This is a genomic window from Varibaculum cambriense, assembly GCF_032557235.1.
Classification (GTDB): Bacteria; Actinomycetota; Actinomycetes; order Actinomycetales; family Actinomycetaceae; genus Varibaculum; species Varibaculum cambriense_C.
In genome coordinates this window covers 100,252-119,429 of record NZ_JAWGMB010000003.1, presented here as the reverse complement: position 1 = coordinate 119,429, position 19,178 = coordinate 100,252, and the positions used below count along the sequence as shown (strand labels likewise).

The following is a 19,178-nucleotide window of genomic DNA, read 5'->3' as shown; positions in this document are numbered from 1 at the left end:
ATAATAAACGGGTGCTCCGGGGTCGGTGAAAATCCGAACCGGCGGTAAAGTCCGCGACCCGCTCACTATGGGCGGCTGAACCGGTGAAATTCCGGTACCGACGGTTATAGTCCGGATGAGAGGCAGCACGGGCAGTTATGCCCGCGTGGCGTCTGCGCGCGCCCACGTCTCCTCGGAACACTCTATTGGCGAGGAGGATTTTTATTGGCGCTTTCAATGCCCTCTAAAGCTGCGCTTACTCACGGTCTCGCGGCAGCCAGCAAAGCTGCCCTCCAAGGCCCGAGAACCGGGGGAAATCCCCAGGTGGGCTGCGCTATTCTTTCTCCTGCAGGCAGGATATTGTCAATGGGGTATCACCGGGGAGCTGGAAGCGCTCACGCCGAAGTAGATGCGCTAACCAACTTGAAAGAGGATACCGGATCTGCTCCCCTGACGGCAGTAGTCACCTTGGAGCCCTGCAACCATACCGGTAAAACTCCTCCCTGTAGCCGTGCCCTGCTTGAAGCGGGGATCAAAAATGTTATTTGGGCAGCCGATGACCCTAATCCGAAAGCTGCTGGTGGCGGGGAATATTTAAAGAGCCAGGGGATTAATGCCCAGCCTGCTAGCGAAGTGGGGATTGAGGAAAACGTCCTCGCGAAGGCGCAGAAAGTTAGTGCCCACTGGGTGCAGGCCACCCGGCGCGGCCGGCCGTGGACAATCGCAAAAGTGGCGCAAACCCTGGATGGGTATTGCGCCGCTAAGGACGGATCTAGCCAATGGATTACCAACCGGCTCTCGCGTGCCTATGCGCACCGGATTCGTTCCAGCGTGGATGTGATTATTGCCGGTACCGGTACCGTCCTCGCTGATAACCCGCAACTGTCGGCGCGTCTAGCCGATGGACGCGAGCTCCCGCACCAGCCGCGCCCCCTCGTGGTGGGCAAGCGCAACCTTCCCGCAGAATATTACCTTGCGGGCAAAGCAGAACAGGCTCGCACCCACGACCTTAAGACGGTACTAGAAAGCTGCTATCAGCGCGGAGAGATTTTCGCGCTCCTGGAGGGCGGGCCGACCTTGGTGACCGCAGCGTTGAAGGCGAATCTCGTAGATGAACTACATATTTACCAAGCGTCTCGCCTGTTGGGCGCGGGGCACAAAGGAATAGGCGACTTGGGGATTACCGCTTTGACAAGTTCCCTGGATTTCCATTTACAACAGGTCAAAGAGTTAGGCGGAGATGTTTTCTTGGCGTTAGAAAAGGAAGGGACAGCATGTTTACCGGACTAATCGCAGAGGTCGGGACAATTAGCTCGTTAAATAAGCGAGAAGCAGACCTCGAAATTGGGATTTCTTGCACTTTCGCCTCCGAGCTGTCCCCCGGAGAATCGGTGGCTACCTCCGGGATTTGCCTGACCGTAACCCGGGTAGAAGGCGATACTTTCTATGCTTACGCCATGCCGGAAACCGTCAGGCTTACCACTTTGGGGCAAAAGCAGGTTGGCGAGGGGGTTAACCTGGAGCGCGCCCTCCTGCCTACGGATCGCTTAGGGGGACACCTGGTTGCCGGGCATATTGACGGCACCGGCACGGTAACTTCCCTAGAGGAAGGGGAGCGTTGGCGGGAGCTACAGATTTCGGCTCCGCCCTCATTAATGCCCCAGATTGCCCGGAAAGGCTCGATTGCGATCGACGGGGTATCTCTAACCGTAACCGCGGTGGGTGAGGACTATTTCCGGGTTGCAATCATCCCCGTCACCCGAGATAACACTACTTTAGGAACGCTTTCAGTCGGATCTTTAGTCAATTTGGAGACTGACCAGATAGCGAAATATGTGGAACGTCTACTTGAGGGGAGTAAAAACTAATGAGTGACTTGGCCAAGTTATTCGCGCGGGTCAGCGCGGCGCTACGGGCAGGAAAACCCGTCCTGGTAGCGGATTCTAAAGACCGGGAAAATGAAGTAGACGCGATTGTCAGTGCTCAAGAAGTTACCCCCGAGTGGATGGGGTGGATGGTGCGTTATACCTCCGGTTATATTTGCGCCCCCATGCCGGCGGAACGTGCGGATTTGCTGGGATTGCCGATTCAATGGCCAGCTAATCAGGATCAGCTGCGCACCTGTTACACCGTTTCTTGTGATGCCGCCAGGGGAGTTACCACCGGGATTTCAGCTGCGGATCGCCGTACCACTTTGCGGGCTTTAGCTAACCCTCAGGCCAGCAGTGAGGATTTGGTACGTCCGGGACATATTTTGCCGCTTAGGGCGCGCAGTGGCGGGGTTTTTACCCGGGCAGGACACACCGAGGCGGCAGTTGATTTAATGGAACTGGCAGAGCTGATGCCGGTAGCCGCTATCGGGGAAATGGTGCACGATGATGGTTCGATGGTTCGCTACCGCGACTGCCCGGCGATTGCGGAAAAATTCGACTTGGAACTAATCACGGTTGCTGAGCTGAAAGAATTTTTATCCCAGGGAAAGACATCAGTAGAGCCAGCTAAGATCACCCGAGTTACCGAGATCGCCAGCGCCAAACTTCCCACACAATTTGGGGATTTTACGGTGCGTGCTTATCAGGATTCCGAATTGGGGACAGTACATATGGCTCTGATCTCCGAAAAGACTGCAGAGTCGACCGCGTTGGTGCGGATTCATTCCGAATGTCTGACCGGGGAAGCTTTCGGCTCGCTGCGCTGCGATTGCGGGCCGCAGCTACAGCAAGCGATGAGACAGGTGGCGGATGAGGGCGGCGCGATTGTTTATCTGCGCGGTCAAGAAGGACGCGGGATTGGGCTGAGCGAAAAAATTAAAGCCTATGCTCTGCAGGATCAAGGACGGGACACCGCTCAGGCTAATCTTGATTTAGGATGGCCAGTTGACCTGCGTGAATATGGGGCAGCGGCCGCTATCTTGCGGGATCTGCAGCTGCTTAAGATCCGTTTGTTGACAAACAATCCGCAAAAGGCGCTGCTTAGTCAAGATGGGATTGAAGTGGAGGAAACCGTACCGTTAGAAGTCGGGATCGATCCCCACAATATTGAGTATTTACGTACCAAACAGCGGCTGGGACACACCTTCCACAATCTCGACAGTTTCGTGGCTAAGAAATAGCCGCGACGCCCTATGGAATAATCGACTGGTACTGAGGAGGAAAAATGGCTGGAGCGGGAGTTCCCGACTTACATATTGCCGGAGCAGGCAAGAAAGTGGTGATTATCGCTACTCAATGGCATGAGCAGGTCATGGAGGGGCTGGTAGCAGGGGCTAAACGCGCCTGTCAGGACGCGAAGGCGGAATTCGAAGTAGTGCGGGTTCCGGGATCATTTGAGCTTCCCTTAGCGGCTAAAGCCTATGCTGAAAGTGGGAAAGCGGATGCCCTGGTTTGTCTGGGAGTAGTGATTCGCGGGGGCACTCCCCATTTTGACTATGTTTGCGATGCCGCGACCTATGGTCTTACCAAAGTGTCGGTTGAATCCCGGATTCCCCTAGGTTTTGGCTTGTTGACCTGTGATAACGAAGCGCAAGCCATGGATCGAGCCGGGTTGGAATCCTCTAGCGAAGATAAAGGATACGAGGCCGTACAGGCAGCGTTAGCCATGGTGCAAGTTTTGACGCAGGCTGACAAGTAATCTGCTTTGTCTTTAGCTTTGCGCGAATCACAGGTTCGAGGTTAATAAGTAGCGGTCAATCAAGGTAGAGTTAGCAGTCGAGGGGGTCGAGTGCTGACAAAAGTTTTGCTGAGATTGAGCGCTACCGTTACTAAGGACAGTGAGGAGATATGAGCCAGGCAAGTATCCGGCGGGACGACGTGTTGCGAGCTATCGTCACCGATTATGTGGAAACCGGCGAACCCGTAGGCTCTAAGGCGTTGGTAGATCGGCATGATTTGCGGGTATCCCCGGCTACGGTTCGCAATGATATGTCGGTGCTGGAAGAGAAAGGCTATCTTTATCAGCCCCATACCTCTGCTGGACGAGTACCCACCGAAAAGGGCTATCGCGCCTTCGTAGACCGGATATCAGAGCTCAGCCCGATTACCAGTGCTCAGCGGCGCGCGATTGAGACTTTCGTTTTAGGAGCCGCTGATTTTGATGAAGTAGTAGCCCGTACCGTTCGGGTTTTAGCCCAGTTGACCCGGCAATTAGCGGTGGTGCAGTACCCGCATTTCGAGCGCAGCGGCCTGCGTCATATCGAGCTAATCCCAGTTGCAGAGTTCAAACTGTTAGTAATCGTCATTACCAATAGTGCTCGGGTGCAGCAGGCTAGTATCGAGACTCGTTATGAGATTGACTCTGCGAGCGCCCACTCTTTGGCATTGCTACTAAACTCCACCTTAGAGGGAATGGAAGCATCGCAAATATCCCAGGTGGAGCCAGTATTAATGGCAGGAGCCGCCCCGGAACACCTGGAGGTGATCTCTCAGGTATTGCCGATTATTCGCGAGGCACTTACCGGGGAACGTACCGAGAGGATCGTGATGGTAGGGGCGGGAAATTTGGTGCGTTCTAGCCCCGAGTTTTCTAGCTCAATCGGCTCCATTTTAGATGCCCTGGAAGAGCAAGTAACCTTGTTGCGGCTGTTTTCAGAGATTGATCAACAAGATTCGCCAGTTACGGTCACGATTGGCTCAGAATCAGGAGAGCATTCCCTGTCGGAAACTTCCATTGTGGCCGGGGCTTACGGGGATAAAGAAAGCGGGGTCGCCCATGTCGGAATAGTGGGCCCGCAAAGAATGGACTATCCGCGCGCAATGAGTATTGTTCGTGCGGTTTCGCGGTATTTATCGCGGATGATGACCAGGTAGAATAGGAAAGAGGAAAAAGGATCCTTGGCTGATTACTATGAGATTCTAGGGGTTTCCCGGGACGCTACGGCGGCGGAGATTAGACGTGCGTACCGCCGTAAAGCCCGCAAATTACATCCGGACGTAGCCGGACCACAGTCAGAAGAGGCTTTCAAAGAGGTCTCGATGGCGCACGAAGTCCTGTCTGATCCGGAAAAACGGCGTCGCTACGATATGGGCGGTGAGTCCGGTTTTTCCAGCTCAGGTATGGGCGACTTTTCCATGTTCTCCGATATTTTTGAGAGCTTTTTCGGAGGAGACACGGGCGGTGGCCCGACTCCGAGAGGGCGAAGAGGTGAGGATCTGCGTCAGCGCCTGGAAATCGCTTTAGAGGAAGCGGTATTTGGGGTAAAGAAGCAAGTACAGGTGCGGACTGCAGTAACGTGTCCTACCTGTGAGGGAAGCTGTTGTGCCCCGGGAACTTCCCCGCGTACCTGTCAGGTTTGTAATGGTCGCGGCTCGGTCACCCGCTCTACCCGCACCTTCTTGGGACAAATGCAATCCACGGTTCCCTGTAGCGCCTGTGCCGGCCACGGTACCACTATTCCCGATCCCTGCCCCGAGTGTTCCGGCGAAGGACGAGTACGTACCACTTCCACTTTGCAGGTAGAGATTCCTCCCGGGGTGCAAACCGGGCATAAAGTGCAGCTGCGTGGTAAAGGCGCAGTAGGGCCGGGAGGCGGCCCCAGCGGGGATTTGTATTTAGAGATCAAAGTTAGTGCCCATCGGGTGTTTTCCCGCCACGGGGATAATCTGGAGACCACATTGCGGGTGCCGATGACGGCCGCTATTTTGGGAACCAAAGTTGATTTGGAAACTTTTGATGGGACTCAAGAGATTACTATTGCACCTGGCACCCAGCCTGGCCAACAGATTCGCCTTGCCGGCTTGGGGGTAGGACGTTTACAGCGAGAAGGACGCGGTGACCTGATTGTAAATATTATGGTTCAGGTGCCCACTAACTTAGATACTGCTCAGCGGGAGCTAATCTCGCAATTGGCGCAGCTGAGACAAGAAGATCGGGTAGAACCAGAACCGCTAGCGGATAGTGGAGTGTTCTCTCGCCTGCGGGAACGATTTGCAGGTCACTAATGTTTCTTCCGGTATTTTTAGGTGAAGAATCCTGCCCACCGCTTTCTAACCTGCAGGAAGGGGAACGCGGATCCCTCAAAGGGGCAGAAGCGGCCCACGCAAGCGGTTCCCTGCGTCTTGGAATAGGTGACCCCCTAGACCTAGTTGACGGTAAAGGGTTGCGCCTGCGCTGCCAGATAGTGGCAACCGATAAAAACTTTTTAGAGTTTGAAGTACTTCAGGTAATGCACCTATCTTTACCCCAAACGCAGTTTGGGCTGATTCAAGCGCTTTCAAAGGGAGGGCGTGATGAACAGGCGGTAGAGTCGGCAGTCGAGTTAGGGGTTAGCCGAGTGCGCCCCTGGGCGGCAGGGCGCTCTATTGTGCAGTGGAAGGGATCCAAAGTGCAGCGGGGAGCCAAGAAGTGGGAGTCGCTACTGCAAGCGGCAGCAAAACAGTCCCGCCGTGCCAACTGGCCTCTGCTAGATCCCTTAGCTGATTCGCGGAGGCTGCAAGAAATAATTGCTGCCGGAAGTCGCGAAGAAAAGTTTGTGCTGCTGGATCCGGATTCCCCCCTGCCTCTTGTCGAAGCCTGGGAGCAGGTAAGCGAGGCTAAAATGATACACCTGATAGTCGGCCCGGAGGGCGGGGTGAGTCCGGAGGAAACTGCTAAGTTTTGTGCGGCTGGCGCGATTACTGCTCGGCTGGGACCTACCGTTTTACGCTCCTCTAGTGCCGGGCCGGCTGCCTTGGCGGCGTTAGGACTTTGTAGCGGCTTGTGGGGACGGAAGGAAGCACTCTGAGATGACCGATGAGCTAACCCAGGTGGTAATGCCCGAAGACTTGGATCCGGTGCTGGTGTTTGGCCCGGGAGACCAGGTACTGCGGGCAATGCAAGATAACCTGCCGGGGGTGCGGATTAATTCGCGCGGCAATATCGTAACTTTTCAAGGAAACCCGGGCGAGGCGCGGATGGGTGCCGATCTGCTAGGCGAGTTGATTGCAGCTGCCCGTCACGGTAATCCCTTATCTGCCGCGGCAGTCCAGCAGGCATTAACCCTCATGTCATCCCAAGAAACCTTGCCGGTATTACGTACTAAACGCCGGCAGGTTAGGGCAAAAACTCCCGGTCAACAAAGTTATATTGAAGCGATCAGCAATAATCGGATCGTCTTTGGAGTAGGGCCAGCCGGGACCGGAAAAACCTATCTGGCGATGGCAAAAGCGGTGGAAGCTTTAGAATCCGGGGCGGTGTCCCGGATAGTTTTGACCCGTCCCGCGGTAGAGGCAGGTGAATCGCTCGGTTTTTTGCCCGGTACGCTCACCGAAAAGATCGATCCCTATCTGCGTCCTCTTTATGATGCCTTGCGGGAAATGCTGGAACCAGCAGAACTTGCCCAGCTGCTAGAATCGGGAACGATCGAAGTTGCTCCACTTGCCTATATGCGCGGGCGCACGATTTCTCATGCGTTCATAGTGCTGGATGAAGCCCAAAACACCACTACCCAACAGATGAAAATGTTCCTCACCCGGCTGGGAGAGGGATCAACTATGGTAGTGACCGGCGATATTACCCAAATTGACCTGCCCCGGGGAAAGCTTTCGGGACTTAAAGATGCTCGCAATGTCCTCACCGGAGTTAAAGATATCGAGTTTTGCTATTTGACCAGTGAGGACGTGGTACGCGATAAGCTGGTGGGGCTGATCATTGATGCCTATGAACGACATGCGAACATTTTAGATGAGGGGGAGAAATACCGGTGAGCGTAGAAGTATTAAACGAAACTGAATACCAAATCGACGGGGAAGAATTCCAAGAGCTTGCCGCCTATGTGCTGGAGGCAATGCATGTGTCTCCAGCGGCTGAAACGTCGCTGATTTTCGTGGAACCGGATGCGATTGCTGCCCTGCATGAGCGTTGGTTGGACCTAGCAGGCCCGACCGATGTAATGAGTTTTCCGATGGACGAACTGCGCCCAGGAAGCGCGGATTCTCCCACCGAGGCAGGTATCTTAGGGGATATTGTGATTTGTCCCCAGGTTGCAAAGACACAGGCAGCTAAGGCTGGGCACTCTTCCACCGAAGAAATGTTACTGCTTACAGTGCACGGCATCTTGCATCTTTTAGGGTATGACCACGCCGAAAAGGATGAAGAAAAAGAAATGTTTGCTTTGCAACGCAAACTCTTGTTGACTTTCTTAGCGGAGCGGAGCTGAAGTTGATCTCCCAGATACCTGCGGGAGGACTCCTCGCCTTAGCGATTGTATTAGTGGGGGTAGATGCCGCTTGGGCAGCGGCTCTGGGGGCCTTCCAAACGCTATCTCATGCCCGTGCTCAAGACCTGGTTGAGGCAGGGCGCCGCCGCGCTCGGCTAGTGAGGTCGCTATTGGAAGATAGAGCTCATACCGTGGCTATCTGCCAGTCTTGGCGTCTATTTGCGCAGGTATTAGCGGCCACCTGTATGACTTTGGCTATGGTAGGGTTTGGCCTGACTTGGTGGGTAGCGCTTCTAGTGTCGCTACTGGTATTGGGGGCTCTGCTGCTGATCTTTGCCACTTTTGTAGGTATGCGCGTGGGGTATTATCGCCCCGAAGCTACCGCTTTGTGGCTGAGCAAAATGGTGGGTTTCGGGCTAAAAATATCGGTTATTTCTCGTCCGGTAGAATGGATTGTGCAAAAAATTGCGCCCCTCACTCCGGCAGATGAGGCCGCTTCCCGTGCCGAAATCGCGGAAGATTTCCGGGAAATGGTCGATGAAATGGGGCAGGAAGAGAATCTAGCTTTCGAGGATGAAGATCGCCAAATCGTGCGTTCTGCCTTGGAACTGGGGACTACTTTGGTTCGGGAAATTATCGTTCCGCGTACCGATATGGTGGCGGTAGAAACCACTACCGTAGCCAGAGAAGCTTTCGAAGTTTTCATTCAATCTGGTTTTTCGCGGATCCCGGTGCTCGGTGAAGATGCTGATGATGTGCGGGGCATTCTCTATTTGAAAGATCTGATTTCGCGCTGTTTTTCTCGCCCCGAACTAATGGATCACCCGGTTCCTGAAATGATGCGCGAAGCCTTCTTTGTCCCCGAAGTAATGCTCGCCGACGACTTAATGCGTCAGATGCAAGCTGACGCTCCCCATATCGCGGTAGTGGTGGACGAATGGGGAGGCACCGTTGGCCTCGTGACCATTGAAGATATTTTAGAAGAGCTGGTCGGAGAGGTAACTGATGAACATGACCGCGCCGAGCAAGAACCAGAGCAACTAAGCGCCACTACCTGGTTGGTGCCTGCCCGTTTAGGTTTAGATGACCTCGCTGAACTAGTAGGTCTGGAAATAACTGATGACGAAGTGGATACTGCTGGTGGGTTACTAGCCAAGGCTTTAGGAAAAGTGCCCCTGCTGGGATCACATGCCCAGACTAAGGGACTGGAGATTACGGTGAAAGAAGTTGCTGGCCGACGCCGGCAAATGGATACTCTATTGATAAAACGTCTAGACACAGAAACGGACGAAGAATGAGTGAGCAAGACAAAAAATCCCTTAGCGAGCATCGCGCAGGATTTGTTTCCATCGTGGGTCGTCCTAATGTTGGCAAATCTACCCTAACGAATGCGCTGGTAGGACAGAAAGTAGCAATCACTTCTTCGCGTCCGGAAACTACCCGACATAACGTACGCGGAGTAGTCCAGGGGGAGGATTATCAGATCGTGTTGGTCGATACTCCCGGTCTGCACCGCCCTCGCACGCTGCTGGGTAAACGCCTAAACGATATGGTGCGCGAAGCGCTGGTAGACGTGGATGCAGTGGTTTTTTGCGTGCCCGCGGATCAAAAGATTGGCCCGGGTGATCGCTATATTGCTGCCGAACTTAAAGAACTCAATATTCCGGTTATATTGGCGGTTACCAAAGCTGATCTGGTTTCGAACGAGCGGATGGTATCAGCACTGGTAGCTGCGGGCGAACTGGGAGATTGGAAAGAGATTGTCCCCGTCAGTGCGGTAGAGGGCGAAGTGTCGGTACTGGCGGATCAGATCGCGAAATACCTGCCACCTTCTCCACCTCTATATCCGCGCGACCAGGTCAGTGATGAGTCAGTAGAAAAACTGATTGCGGAATTTGTGCGCGAGGCAGCGCTAGAAGGGGTACGCGAAGAGCTTCCGCATTCGATTGCGGTGCAGGTAGAAGAGATTCTCTACCAGGGGGAAGATAGTGGGCCGAGCCTAGGCTACGGTACGCACCGCGCCTCGGAAAAAGATAAAGATAATGCCAAAGGCACAGAAGACGATGTTGCTTCAGGCGATGCCCACTCTCTTGCCGATACAGGGGCTCAAGGTGAGGCCACGTCCCCTCAGCAGGAAACTAAACCGTTAGATCTGCATGTAAACGTGTTCGTGGAACGCGATTCCCAAAAAGGAATTTTGATCGGTAAAGGTGGCAGCCATATTCGCCGAGTGCGGATAAAATCCAAACGACAGATTCAAAAACTATTGGGGCGTCCAGTGCAGCTTCACCTGCATGTACGGGTGGCAAAGAATTGGCAGTCGGACACTAAAATGTTAGGGCGTCTAGGATTCTAACTCTCTACCTCCTTGAGATGGGCGCTTTGAGGTCGCTTTATTAGGCAGCCGGTAGCTATCTATGCTTCGTTCGTAGCGGGCAAAAGGATTATTGTAAACGTTTCCCTATGTCGGGGTTTTCCTGCTAGGATCGTTAACATTAAGTTGTGGCGCGAGGAGGCGTTTAGTAGTGGCAACCATTAGGGATGTGGCCAAGGCGGCGGGAGTCTCGATTGCTACCGTTTCGCGTGCCCTGAATGGGAATACTCATCTAGCTGCCGATACCAGGCAGAAAGTATTGGTAGCCGCCGAAGAACTGGGGTATCAAAAAGACCGGTTAGCAGCGGCTATGCGCACGGGGCGTACGGGAGCTATCGGGTTAGTGCTAGGAGACGTGATGAACCCGTTCTATGCGATGCTGGCGCATTGTGTGGAGCGGGCGGTTCATTCCCATGAAGCTTCCCTCGTACTATCTAATGCGCATGAGGATGGGCAAAGCTACGAAAGAGGGATTCGAGCACTGGCAAAACAAGGGGTAGATGGGTTGCTAGTGGTACCGCCCTCCCGGGTAGCGCCCGGATGGAAACATCCAGATCCTCCCGAGTCAATGGCAATGGTGGCTCTAGACCGGGAAGCTCCGGGATCCAAGATCCCCTCGGTGGTGATTGATTCTGCCCGAGCAATGCAAGACCTGGGAGAGCATCTACGCGCTGCTGGGTATCGTCATCCCGCTTATCTGGCAGGCCCCGAGTTTTCTTTATCGGAGCAAAGACGCACTGAAAAACTCCAGGAAGCCTTAGCTAACTGTGGTTTTGGAGAGCTAGAAGTGGAATATTGTCACCACGAGGCAGTCTCCGCGGCTAGTGCCGCCCGGGCTCTATTGGCACTGTACCGTCCCGACATCATTATCTGTGCCTCCAACCAGATCGCCCTGGGGGTATTGATGATCGCAAAAAGTATGGGGATGCAGCTAGGTAGCGACCTGGGATTAGCAGCAATCGATGATATTCCCTGGTTTTCAGTAATGTCTCCGGCGATCACCGTAATTGATCAACCGGTCGATAAACTCGCCAACCTGGGGGTAACGGTACTGATGAAACAGATTTTCGGTGCCTCCTATTTGCCGAAAGCTGGGGATCGTTTAGTGGCAGGTGAAGCTGCATTTATTCCTCGGGAATCCACCCAAGGTCCGCAGTTGTCTGCTCAATATGCGGGCCGGTGGTTACCAGAAAGCGGAAAAACAGTTTAAAGTAGACCCGTGCGCATGGTTATTCTGCTGCTAGGCTGCCGCGACGAAGTCCAGTAAAACTGGTCGAGGCTCGTCGCGGGATTCTTTGGTGTCTTCGGCCAGCCACTTAAAAAGCAGAAAGAAATCTTAGAATGCAAACTACTGGTAAAGCGCCTCGTCAGCAACCTTCTGGAATGCCGTTTCAAAAGTATGCTCATTTTTGGGATACTTCTCTGAAACTGCCGGATCGTACCTGGCCAGATAGAAATGTTACCCAGGCTCCCCGCTGGCTTTCTACAGATTTGCGGGATGGTAATCAGGCTTTGATTGACCCCATGGATCCGCTGCGGAAACGGAAAATGTTTGATCTGTTGGTGCAGATAGGCGTGAAGGAAATCGAGATTGGGTTTCCGGCGGCCTCACAGATAGATTTTGATTTTGTGCGCTCGCTGGTGGAAGAGGACGCTATCCCCGAGGACGTGTGTGTTTCGGTACTTACTCAGGCGCGTGAAGATCTAATCGGACGCACCGTAGAATCCCTAGTGGGAGTGCCGCGCGCCAATGTGCATATCTATAACGCCACCTCACCAACTTTTCGGGAAGTAGTATTCCATAACGATAAAGCCGCTACCGTGGAACTGGCAGTAAGCGGGGTGCGCGAGGTAATCGCGCAAGCTGAAAAGCAGCTAGATGATTCCACGGTTTTCGGGCTGCAATATTCTCCAGAAATTTTTGTGGATACCGAAGCTGAGTTTGCCCTGGAAATCTGTGAAGCGGTCATGGATATTTGGCAGCCTGATGAGGATCGCGAAATTATTTTGAATCTCCCGGCAACTGTGGAGCGTTACACCCCGGACTCCTATGCGGATCAAATCGAATGGATGAGCCGGAACCTGAGCCGCCGCGAACACGTCTGTTTGTCGGTACATAACCATAATGACCGGGGGACGGGGATTGCTGCGGCAGAACTATCAATGAAAGCCGGTGCTGACCGGGTAGAAGGCTGCCTGTTGGGTCAGGGGGAACGTACTGGCAACGTAGATTTGATTACTTTGGCAATGAATCTTTATTCCCAAGGAATCGACCCCATGCTGGATTTGTCCAACCTAGACCGAGTACGTGAAACCGTAGAGTATTGCACCCGGATGGAAACTAATCCCCGCCAACCCTATACTGGCGATCTGGTTTACACTTCCTTCTCTGGCTCTCACCAGGATGCCATTAAGAAGGGCTTTGATAAGCGTGCCCGGGAAGTTGCGGCAGCCGGTGGTGACCAGAACCAGGTGATCTGGACAGTGCCTTACCTGCCGATTGATCCCGGTGATGTAGGACGCGACTACCAGGCTGTGGTGCGGGTGAACTCCCAGTCGGGTAAGGGCGGTATCGCGTTCCTGATGAAACGTGACTACTCTTTGGATTTGCCGCGCCGCCTGCAGGTAGAGTTCTATCGCCATGTCCAGGACTATACGGAAAAGTTTGGAGGAGAGGTCGATTCACAGCATTTGTGGAAAATTTTTGCTGACGAATATCTGCCCGGCGAAGAGCATAACCTTGCGCCTTGGGGGCGCTTTAAGCTGCGGGATTCTCTCGCCGACACCAACCATGAAACCGGGGAAGTATCTTTACGGGCGCAGGTTAGCGATAACGGTACCTTGCGCACTTTAGAGGCGGTGGCGCCGGGTCCTATCGAAGCGTTTATCACTGCTTTCCAAGGGCTGGGAATGGATATCAAGGTGCTGGACTATGCTGAGCACGCCATGGAAACCGGCGAGAGTTCGCGGGCAGCGGCCTATGTGGAGGCCGAGATTGCCGGTCAGGTGCTGTGGGGAGTAGGTATCGATCCTTCGATTACTCGCGCTACCTATAAGGCAGTTATTAGCGCCCTCAACCGCGCGGAACGCTAGGGCGTCTGCAAAACCTGCGTTAGAACATCTGCAAATAGTGCGCTAGGGTGTCTGCAAACAGTGCGCTAGCACCCTGGGAGCTGCATTAATCTAGGAACGCCAAAGGAATCACCGCCACCCCGTCCTTGCGTGGGCGGATTTCATATAAAACCAATTGTTTCTAAAGTTGTCTGCGTTTAAGGTAATCCCCTAAAGCGCTCTTTAAAACCGGCAGGTGGTTTTCAACTACGTCCCTGATTATCTGGATGTCAACTCCGAAGTATTCGTGAACGAGAATATTACGAAACCCCCGGATTTGCGCCCAGGGAATCTCTGGATTCGAGTCGGTGACCTTACAAGACAAACGGCTGGTGGCTTCCCCTATTATTTGTAGGTTCCGTTCTATGGCATCCTCCACCATCTCAGTAAACTCGGCAGAACTATCAGGGGTTAGTTGTTTCAGGTAGTATTCACATTTGTTAATGGCTCGCAAAATGTCTTGGCAGCGTGATTTGTCATCTCGAATCATAGTGGTACTGCCTCATTGAGTGCTTGCTGGTTAACCTCTGATTTCAGTAGTTGAACAGGGAAAATATCTATATTTTTCCCAAAAAGCTCCCGGGTTTCCTCCAATAGCCCGCTCGCCCGCATCAACAGGTTTCCGTCCTCGGGGCTCATCTCGACCAAGATGTCGATGTCGCTTTTAGCATTGGCATCGCCACGGGCTACCGAGCCAAAAAGCAGCGGATTAGAGGCTCCGTATTTTTCCAGTAAAGACCGAAACTCGTTGGTATTTGCAGCTAATAGGGCACGCAACTGCACTGTTTCCGGAGTTAAAGTACCTGCGGTATCAACGAACACAAAATCATGCTATCAGTTGATAATCATAGTTTCACTGCTAGTAGCTATTTTTTCGAGGTGGAAGGGGGCGATAACTAGCCGCAGATTTACTTCCTTCGTTTCGAGTCGAAAAGGTGCTGCGAGAGCCCGAAATGGTCGAGCTAGAAGAGTATTTCACCTGGGAAGGGATTGGCAAGAGGCTGTAGGAGAGCGGTAAATACTTTGCAAAACTTGCGTCAGAACGTCTGTAAAAAGTGCGCTAGAGCGTCTGCAATATGTGCGCTAGCACTCTGGGAGCTGCATTAGCCTAGGAGCGCCAGGGGAATCACTGCCACCCCGTCTTTGCGGCGGTAGGCGTAAGGACCGGTATATACGAGGATTTTATCCAGTAGCCGATTTCCGAGGCGGGTTTCTAGCCAGTTGAGGTGGCGGACGTCCTCTGCATCTATGATTGCCGAGGACTTCGCCTCGAATGCAATAGCTTTCCCGTCATAGCGCTCGATAATCGCATCAACTTCACGTTCTCCCGAAGGAGTGCGGAAGTGAAAAACCTGAGATTCGCATTCTTGAGCAGCTCCCCGCAAGGTGAGTAGCATCAGTGATTCAAATAGTTGTCCATAAGTTTCTAGGGTTCCTTCGGCTCCGCTGGTCAAAACATCTTCACTGACCCCCATTAGATAAGCGGCCAACCCCGGATCTGCCAGGTGATGTTTAGCAGCTTTAGATAATCTCGCGAAGGAAGTATAAGTGGGAGACCAAGCAGGAAGCGGGTCTAAAATCCAGAGTTTTTCCAAGAGATTTCGATACCCGCTGGTAGCAGATTTTGAAGGTAAGTCGCCCTCTGTCGGTAACGCCGCCTTCAATATCTTGGTGTATGAAGCGGTGGTGGCGGTGGCAGCAGAATAGGCATGCAGCCATGCGCGTAGTGCTGCGGGTCTACGCAAGTTAAGTCCCTGCTCGGGGAAATCTCGGTCAACGATCCTCGAAATGTAGCCCGCAACTGCCGCCCTGCGCGCCCGGGGAGAAAGAGTTTCAATCTGGGGGAAGCCCGTGGAACAGATGGCTCCGGCGTAATCGGAATAAGAAAAATTACTTTCCCCCGATATCGGAGTTGAAAAGGGTTTCGAAGAAAAAATATCGCGGATAAAAATCGTTGGGGTAGTGCCGGGGCGCTCCGATAATGCTAGAGGACGCATCCGCAGCGAGATAATTCTCCCGGCGCCAGAATGGGTGTCCACATTTTCAATCGGGGTAGCGCTGCCGGTAAAAAGAAAGCGGGTAGCGGTTTTTTCATCGATAAGCCGGCGGGCGCCATCCCAAACCGGAGGATAGTTTTGCCATTCGTCAAGCAACACAGTTTTGTGGGAGGTAAGCACTGTTCGCAGTTGCGAGGCGACGAGATTGCGTACATCCGGAGAATCCAATTCGAGGACGCGCTCTGCTCTACGTGAAGCGGTGACGGTTTTCCCTACGCCTTTAGGGCCGGCAAGCGCGATTCCATGTAGCTCTGGAAGCAGCGCATCAAGCTCGTTGTCTACGTAACGCCTCAAGTAATTTCCGGAAGAACCTGGAAGCATAGTTACCTCGCTTAATAGATGCTAAAAGTCATTTTACATGAAGTCTAGCAATCGTTTTACATGAAGTCTAGCAATCGTTTTGCAGGGGTTCTAGCAATCGTTTTGCAGGTTTTATGGGGCTGGTGATATCCATTCTTGACAGAAGGTGCTAGTAGTTGCCCACCAGCGTCCCATGAAATGTGGAGTTTATAGCCTCAACACTGACCTAGCAACTAGATGTGAGATAATGAGCGGGTGCTGCGAACCTATATCGACCAGGCGATTGTCCTGAGAACCACCAAGCTAGGGGAAGCAGACATGATCTTGACCCTGCTCACCCTCGAGCATGGGCAGGTGCGGGCGGTAGCTAAAGGACTGCGCCGCACCTCCTCAAAATTTGGGGCTCGCCTGAGCCCCTTCAACCGGGTAAAACTGCAGCTACACGCCGGCCGTAATTTGGACACGGTTACTCAGGCCACTTCGCTCAGTCTCAATGCTCCGAGAATTGCTTGCGACTATGAACGATACCTCTCGGGGCAGGTAATGTTAGAAACTGCCGAGAAGCTTTCCGAGGGCGAGGCTTCGCGCAGCCAATATCATCTGCTCGCTGGCGCAATACCCGCTTTAGCAAATCGGGCGCACCGCCCGGGTGTGGTGCTATCCTCCTACCTATTGCGTACCCTAACCATTGCCGGATGGGCGCCGGCTTTAGACCAGTGCGCCCTCTGCGGTACTTCGGGCCCCTTTAAAGTATTTTCCGCACCTGCCGGTGGGGTAGTTTGCGAAAACTGTCAGTTAAGCGGAGGTATCCGCATTTCTAAGCCAGTAACCGACCTACTCGCCGCGCTGTTGGCGGGACAGTGGCCACAGGTCTACCAGGCGGATCCGCTAACCCAGGGAATCGCAGAAGAAGTGGTCACTGCCTATACCGAATGGGTGTTAGAGCGAAAGCTAAAATCCTTGTTCGTGATGGCACGCAAGGCATAATAAGAACATGAGCGATAAAGACTTCGTAGCCACCGTTCCCCCCGGGCAAGGGTCGTCAATGCCGCCGTTATCGTCAGTTCCCTCCCACGTGGCGCTAATCATGGACGGTAACGGCCGCTGGGCTAACCAGCAGGGATTGCCGCGTACGGCAGGGCACGAGGCCGGGGAATTGTCTCTCATGGACACCCTGGCCGGGGCAGTAGAGGCCGGGGTAAAAATGCTGAGTGTCTATGCTTTTTCTACCGAAAACTGGAAACGTTCCCCGGCGGAAGTTCGTTTCCTGATGGGGTATTCGCGGGACGTGATTCGCCGCCGTTCCCGTGAACTGAACGACTGGAACGTGCGCATAGTTTGGTCGGGGCGGCGCGGTCGGCTATGGAAATCGGTTATCAAGGAGCTAGAAGCTGCCGCCGAACTGACCCAAAATAACACCGGCATGGTGTTCAATATGTGTATTAACTATGGAGGGCGCGCGGAACTGGTTGATGCGGTTCGCGCGGTTGCCCGGCGGGTGGCGTCCGGGGAAATCAGTGACAATCATATCCGCGAGGACACCTTGGCGCGGGAAATGTATCTGGGGGGCATGCCGGATGTGGATTTGCTGATTCGCACCTCCGGGGAACAACGCCTATCTAACTTTTTACTGTGGCAATGCGCCTATGCGGAGCTTAGTTTCGTTCCCGAGATGTGGCCAGAGTTTAAACGCGAACAACTCTGGCGGGAACTAGCCGCATTTGGAGGGCGAAATCGGCGTTTTGGGGGCGCGAAAGACCAACCTTGCTCGGCTTAAGTTTGCCTGCGTCCTCGTAATAACAAGGGCGTTAAACCCCGGTAAAGCCTAAACTGGTTCGCAGTTCGGGTCTGAAAAAGTAGAAAATGCAGCCCGCCGCCTAATCCCAGAGGGGATGGGCAAACAGACCGCTGCCCAGTTTCGGTTCAAACCAAGTGGATTTAGGGGGCATGATTTGCCCCGCGTCAGCCACCTCCATTACTTGGTCAATCTGGGTAGGATACATGTAGAACGCGCAGGCAGCGCCCTTATCTACCGCTGCTTTAAGTTCGCTGTCCCCGCGAATCCCGCCTACGAACTCGATACGTTCACTGGTGCGCGGATTGGTAATTCCCAGCAGGGGCGAGAGCACTGTTTCTTGCAGTAAAGACACATCTAAAGAATCAGGTAGCTCTTTACCTGCTAGAACCTGGGGACGGAAGCGGCAGGCATACCATTTGCCGCCTAGATACATACTGAAAGCACCAGAATTTTCCGGGGCAGCAAACTCGCCTAGTTCACTTAGCGTTGCTACCTGCGATATGTCTTTCAAGAACTGGTCGGGGGAGGTGTCGCCCCAATCAAGCACTAGCCGGTTATAGGGCAGACACCGCAGGTCGTGGTCAGGAACCGCGACCGCGAGGAATTCATTCCAGGGGGCATCTGCGCGTTGGGGGCGAGAAAGCCCTACTTTGGCCGCGGAAGCTGAGCGGTGATGGCCATCGGCAATATAAAAGTAGTCCAATGATTCAAAGATGCCGCTAGCTAAAGAAGTGTCTTCCGGCGAGAGCGGCCAAAGCTCATGGACAGTGCCCTCCAAAGTTTCTCCTTTGAGCAGCGGCTGGTCTTGAGTTACCCGCGCGGTGAGGGCGTCTATTTCTTCACGGGCGCGATAGGTGAGAAATACCGGTTCAGTATGGGCATTCACCCGGTCAAAATGTTTAATCCGGTCGGCTTCCTTAATCGCTAAAGTTTTCTCGTGCCGCTTAATAGTGCCGTCTTGATAATCGCCAACCTGGGCACACCCTACGATTCCTACCTGGGCTCTTCCTCGCCAAGTTTCCCGGTAAAGATACAGGCAAGGGCGGTCTTCGCGTACCAGCACGCCCCGGTCAATAAAATCTGTCAGATTAGCGGCTGCCTGCTCATGCACCTGGTCAGCGTGTTGATCCACGCTGAGGGGCAAATCAATTTCCGCGCGCGTGATATGCAGATAAGAGTTCGGGTCTTTGCCCTGCGCGCTAGCTTCCTCACGGTTCATAACGTCATAGGGCAGTGCCACTACCTGCGGGGCAGCCTCGCTAGTGGGACGCAGCGCACGGAAAGGACGCAACTTCGGCATCAAAATCTCCTTAGGGGTAATCTCCTTTGTCTTCAGCTTATCGGCTTCATCTGGCTTTCCTAATTGGGTATCACCTATTGGGGTGAGGATCTTCTTAGCTGACAGCATCCCAGGGAGGTCTTACTATT

Annotated in this window: 19 protein-coding genes and 1 riboswitch; of the genes, 15 read left to right on the top strand and 4 right to left on the bottom strand. The window is 53.6% G+C overall.

All coding sequences use genetic code 11. The features are described 5' to 3' along the window. Positions 1-9 precede the first annotated feature (9 nt). Positions 10-131: riboswitch (FMN riboswitch) on the top strand. Between the two features lie 73 nt (positions 132-204). The 13 genes from ribD (at position 205) to leuA (ending at position 13,577) form a co-directional block, all read left to right on the top strand. Continuing rightward, a complete protein-coding gene (ribD, locus tag E6072_RS03555; protein WP_316693783.1) occupies positions 205-1,269 on the top strand; it encodes a bifunctional diaminohydroxyphosphoribosylaminopyrimidine deaminase/5-amino-6-(5-phosphoribosylamino)uracil reductase RibD in 1,065 nt (354 codons plus the stop codon). Beyond that, a complete protein-coding gene (locus E6072_RS03550; RefSeq protein WP_072509946.1) occupies positions 1,254-1,847 on the top strand; it encodes a riboflavin synthase in 594 nt (197 codons plus the stop codon). The genes ribD and E6072_RS03550 overlap by 16 nt, the downstream gene beginning before the upstream one ends. Further along, complete coding sequence (ribA, locus tag E6072_RS03545; RefSeq protein ID WP_316693781.1) at positions 1,847-3,091, top strand: GTP cyclohydrolase II; 1,245 nt, start codon at positions 1,847-1,849, stop codon at positions 3,089-3,091. Before E6072_RS03550 ends, ribA begins: the two co-directional genes overlap by 1 nt. 44 nt (positions 3,092-3,135) lie before the next feature. Further along, positions 3,136-3,609, top strand: coding sequence for a 6,7-dimethyl-8-ribityllumazine synthase (ribH, locus tag E6072_RS03540; protein WP_316693780.1), 474 nt, complete (start codon positions 3,136-3,138; stop codon positions 3,607-3,609). A gap of 149 nt (positions 3,610-3,758) precedes the next feature. Further along, entirely contained in the window at positions 3,759-4,784 is a 1,026-nt protein-coding gene (gene hrcA, locus E6072_RS03535; RefSeq protein WP_316693778.1) for a heat-inducible transcriptional repressor HrcA, read from the top strand. Between the two features lie 24 nt (positions 4,785-4,808). Then, positions 4,809-5,915 carry a molecular chaperone DnaJ gene (dnaJ, locus tag E6072_RS03530; protein WP_316693776.1) on the top strand — a complete coding sequence of 369 codons (1,107 nt, stop codon included), beginning with the start codon at positions 4,809-4,811 and terminating at the stop codon, positions 5,913-5,915. Then, a complete protein-coding gene (locus E6072_RS03525; protein ID WP_316693774.1) occupies positions 5,915-6,697 on the top strand; it encodes a 16S rRNA (uracil(1498)-N(3))-methyltransferase in 783 nt (260 codons plus the stop codon). Before dnaJ ends, E6072_RS03525 begins: the two co-directional genes overlap by 1 nt. 1 nt (position 6,698) lies before the next feature. After that, positions 6,699-7,658, top strand: a complete 960-nt coding sequence (locus tag E6072_RS03520) for a PhoH family protein (RefSeq protein WP_316693772.1) — start codon at positions 6,699-6,701, stop codon at positions 7,656-7,658. Then, entirely contained in the window at positions 7,655-8,110 is a 456-nt protein-coding gene (gene ybeY / locus E6072_RS03515) for an rRNA maturation RNase YbeY (RefSeq protein WP_316693770.1), read from the top strand. Before E6072_RS03520 ends, ybeY begins: the two co-directional genes overlap by 4 nt. A gap of 2 nt (positions 8,111-8,112) precedes the next feature. Continuing rightward, entirely contained in the window at positions 8,113-9,408 is a 1,296-nt protein-coding gene (locus E6072_RS03510; RefSeq protein ID WP_316693768.1) for a hemolysin family protein, read from the top strand. Further along, positions 9,405-10,466: a GTPase Era gene (era, locus tag E6072_RS03505; protein ID WP_316693765.1), complete on the top strand. Its 1,062-nt coding sequence runs from the start codon at positions 9,405-9,407 to the stop codon at positions 10,464-10,466. Before E6072_RS03510 ends, era begins: the two co-directional genes overlap by 4 nt. A gap of 169 nt (positions 10,467-10,635) precedes the next feature. Further along, positions 10,636-11,694: a LacI family DNA-binding transcriptional regulator gene (locus E6072_RS03500; RefSeq protein ID WP_316693763.1), complete on the top strand. Its 1,059-nt coding sequence runs from the start codon at positions 10,636-10,638 to the stop codon at positions 11,692-11,694. A 131-nt stretch (positions 11,695-11,825) separates the two neighbouring features. After that, complete coding sequence (gene leuA, locus E6072_RS03495; RefSeq protein ID WP_316693761.1) at positions 11,826-13,577, top strand: 2-isopropylmalate synthase; 1,752 nt, start codon at positions 11,826-11,828, stop codon at positions 13,575-13,577. Positions 13,578-13,737: 160 nt separating this feature from the next. Here the strand turns inward: leuA and E6072_RS03490 are convergent, their stop codons facing one another. The 3 genes from E6072_RS03490 to E6072_RS03480 form a co-directional block, all read right to left on the bottom strand. Next, positions 13,738-14,085, bottom strand: coding sequence for a HepT-like ribonuclease domain-containing protein (locus E6072_RS03490; protein ID WP_316693759.1), 348 nt, complete (start codon positions 14,083-14,085; stop codon positions 13,738-13,740). After that, positions 14,082-14,417, bottom strand: coding sequence for a nucleotidyltransferase domain-containing protein (locus tag E6072_RS03485; protein ID WP_316693757.1), 336 nt, complete (start codon positions 14,415-14,417; stop codon positions 14,082-14,084). The genes E6072_RS03490 and E6072_RS03485 overlap by 4 nt, the downstream gene beginning before the upstream one ends. Positions 14,418-14,698: 281 nt before the next feature. After that, on the bottom strand, positions 14,699-15,973 hold the full coding sequence (locus E6072_RS03480; RefSeq protein ID WP_316693755.1) for a DUF4143 domain-containing protein: 1,275 nt from the start codon (positions 15,971-15,973) through the stop codon (positions 14,699-14,701). A 234-nt stretch (positions 15,974-16,207) separates the two neighbouring features. Between E6072_RS03480 and recO the strand changes: the two genes are divergently transcribed. Together recO and uppS are read left to right on the top strand one after the other, a co-directional pair. Then, entirely contained in the window at positions 16,208-16,939 is a 732-nt protein-coding gene (recO, locus tag E6072_RS03475; RefSeq protein WP_316693753.1) for a DNA repair protein RecO, read from the top strand. Positions 16,940-16,997: 58 nt separating this feature from the next. Continuing rightward, positions 16,998-17,729, top strand: a complete 732-nt coding sequence (uppS, locus tag E6072_RS03470; protein WP_399335205.1) for a polyprenyl diphosphate synthase — start codon at positions 16,998-17,000, stop codon at positions 17,727-17,729. 100 nt (positions 17,730-17,829) lie between these two features. On the opposite strand, the gene E6072_RS03465 is transcribed toward uppS, so the two are convergent. Next, positions 17,830-19,158 (bottom strand): DUF1015 family protein, encoded by a 1,329-nt coding sequence (locus tag E6072_RS03465; RefSeq protein WP_316693748.1) that lies wholly within the window; start codon positions 19,156-19,158, stop codon positions 17,830-17,832. Between the last annotated feature and the right edge of the window lie 20 nt (positions 19,159-19,178).

What these genes read in the sequence shown, in the direction of transcription:
- E6072_RS03465 (WP_316693748.1), bottom strand. Translation starts at nt 19,158, where the DNA reads ATGCTGTCAGCTAAGAAGATCCTCACCCCAATAGGTGATACCCAATTA.
- ribA (WP_316693781.1), top strand. Translation starts at nt 1,847, where the DNA reads ATGAGTGACTTGGCCAAGTTATTCGCGCGGGTCAGCGCGGCGCTACGG.
- E6072_RS03480 (WP_316693755.1), bottom strand. Translation starts at nt 15,973, where the DNA reads ATGCTTCCAGGTTCTTCCGGAAATTACTTGAGGCGTTACGTAGACAAC.
- E6072_RS03550 (WP_072509946.1), top strand. Translation starts at nt 1,254, where the DNA reads ATGTTTACCGGACTAATCGCAGAGGTCGGGACAATTAGCTCGTTAAAT.
- E6072_RS03525 (WP_316693774.1), top strand. Translation starts at nt 5,915, where the DNA reads ATGTTTCTTCCGGTATTTTTAGGTGAAGAATCCTGCCCACCGCTTTCT.
- ribH (WP_316693780.1), top strand. Translation starts at nt 3,136, where the DNA reads ATGGCTGGAGCGGGAGTTCCCGACTTACATATTGCCGGAGCAGGCAAG.
- leuA (WP_316693761.1), top strand. Translation starts at nt 11,826, where the DNA reads ATGCAAACTACTGGTAAAGCGCCTCGTCAGCAACCTTCTGGAATGCCG.
- era (WP_316693765.1), top strand. Translation starts at nt 9,405, where the DNA reads ATGAGTGAGCAAGACAAAAAATCCCTTAGCGAGCATCGCGCAGGATTT.
- E6072_RS03490 (WP_316693759.1), bottom strand. Translation starts at nt 14,085, where the DNA reads ATGATTCGAGATGACAAATCACGCTGCCAAGACATTTTGCGAGCCATT.
- E6072_RS03520 (WP_316693772.1), top strand. Translation starts at nt 6,699, where the DNA reads ATGACCGATGAGCTAACCCAGGTGGTAATGCCCGAAGACTTGGATCCG.
- uppS (WP_399335205.1), top strand. Translation starts at nt 16,998, where the DNA reads ATGCCGCCGTTATCGTCAGTTCCCTCCCACGTGGCGCTAATCATGGAC.
- hrcA (WP_316693778.1), top strand. Translation starts at nt 3,759, where the DNA reads ATGAGCCAGGCAAGTATCCGGCGGGACGACGTGTTGCGAGCTATCGTC.